Origin of the sequence: Acinetobacter sp. V115_6, from assembly GCF_031799025.1 — a bacterium.
In the GTDB taxonomy this organism is placed as follows: domain Bacteria; phylum Pseudomonadota; class Gammaproteobacteria; order Pseudomonadales; family Moraxellaceae; genus Acinetobacter; species Acinetobacter pittii.
Genome location: NZ_JAVQNO010000010.1, coordinates 1 through 2,069, shown reverse-complemented (window position 1 = coordinate 2,069; position 2,069 = coordinate 1). Strand labels below are relative to the sequence as shown.

General features: G+C 49.4%; 1 protein-coding gene. It reads left to right on the top strand.

Annotated features, from left to right (window positions below; genetic code table 11):
- Positions 1–2,069, top strand: a 2,069-nt coding sequence (locus tag RMA94_RS01265; protein WP_404976514.1) for a hypothetical protein, incomplete at both ends; no start/stop codon positions are given.

Sequence of the window (2,069 nt, the reverse complement as noted above, 5' to 3'; positions counted from 1 at the left end):
GTTGCACCGGGTAGTGAAGTGATCTTGACGATTACCGGTCAAGACCAGGCAGGTAATCCACTTGAGCAACAAGTGACTGCAACAGTTCAACCGGATGGTAGCTATACAGCAGAAGTACCGGCGGGCTTTGCTGATGGCGAGTTAACAGTTGAAGCAGAAACAGTGGATCGCAACGGTACACCAGTCAATGCTGAAGACAATCTGTCAGGTCAAGATGGTCTAGATCGAGTTGATGGCACCATTACAGTTGATGTAGATAACACGGGTCATATCACAGGCGGTACCTCAGATGTTGCACCGGGTAGTGAAGTGATCTTGACGATTACCGGTCAAGACCAGGCGGGTAATCCACTTGAGCAACAAGTGACGGCAACAGTTCAACCGGATGGCAGCTATACAGCAGAAGTACCGGCAGGCTTTGCTGATGGTGAGTTAACAGTTGAAGCAGAAACAGTGGATCGTAACGGTACACCGCTTAATGCTGAAGACAATCTTTCAGGTCAAGGTGGTCTAGACCGAGTTGATGGCACCATTACAGTTGATGTAGACAACACAGGTCATATCACAGGTGGAACGACTGATGTTGCGCCGGGCAGTGAGGTGATCTTGACGATTACCGGTCAGGACCAGGCGGGTAATCCACTTGAGCAACAAGTGACTGCCACTGTTAATCCTGATGGTAGCTATACGGCAGAAGTACCGGCAGGCTTTGCTGATGGCGAGTTAACAGTTGAAGCAGAAACAGTGGATCGTAACGGTACACCGCTGAATGCTGAAGACAGTCTTTTGAAGACCGATCATGACAATGATCCATCTACACCGGATCAAGGTGGTCTAGATCGAGTTGATGGCACCATTACAGTTGATGTAGACAACACGGGTCATATCACAGGCGGTACCACAGATGTTGCACCGGGTAGTGAAGTGATCTTGACGATTACCGGTCAAGACCAGGCAGGTAATCCACTTGAGCAACAAGTGACTGCAACAGTTCAACCGGATGGCAGCTATACAGCAGAAGTACCGGCAGGCTTTGCTGATGGCGAGTTAACAGTTGAAGCAGAAACAGTGGATCGTAACGGTACACCGCTTAATGCTGAAGACAGCCTTGTGAAGACCGATCATGACAATGATCCATCTACACCGGATCAAGGTGGATTAGACCGGGTTGATGGCACCATTACAGTTGATGTGGACAACACGGGTCATATCACAGGCGGTACCACAGATGTTGCACCGGGTAGTGAAGTGATCTTGACGATTACCGGTCAAGACCAGGCGGGTAATCCACTTGAGCAACAAGTGACTGCAACAGTTCAACCGGATGGTAGCTATACAGCAGAAGTACCGGCAGGCTTTGCTGATGGCGAGTTAACAGTTGAAGCAGAAACAGTGGATCGTAACGGTACACCGCTTAATGCTGAAGACAGCCTTGTGAAGACCGATCATGACAATGATCCATCTACACCGGATCAAGGTGGATTAGATCGGGTTGATGGCACCATTACAGTTGATGTAGACAACACGGGTCATATCACAGGCGGTACCACAGATGTTGCACCGGGTAGTGAAGTGATCTTGACGATTACCGGTCAAGACCAGGCGGGTAATCCACTTGAGCAACAAGTGACGGCAACAGTTCAACCGGATGGTAGCTATACAGCAGAAGTACCAGCAGGCTTTGCTGATGGCGAGTTAACAGTTGAAGCAGAAACAGTGGATCGTAACGGTACACCGCTTAATGCTGAAGACAATCTGTCAGGTCAAGATGGTCTAGACCGGGTTGATGGCACCATTACAGTTGATGTAGACAACACGGGTCATATCACAGGCGGTACTACAGATGTTGCACCGGGCAGTGAGGTGATCTTGACGATTACCGGTCAAGACCAGTCGGGTAATCCACTTGAGCAACAAGTGACGGCAACAGTTCAACCGGATGGTAGCTATACAGCAGAAGTACCGGCAGGCTTTGCTGATGGCGAGTTAACAGTTGAAGCAGAAACAGTGGATCGTAACGGTACACCGCTTAATGCTGAAGACAGCCTTGTGAAGACCGATCATGACAA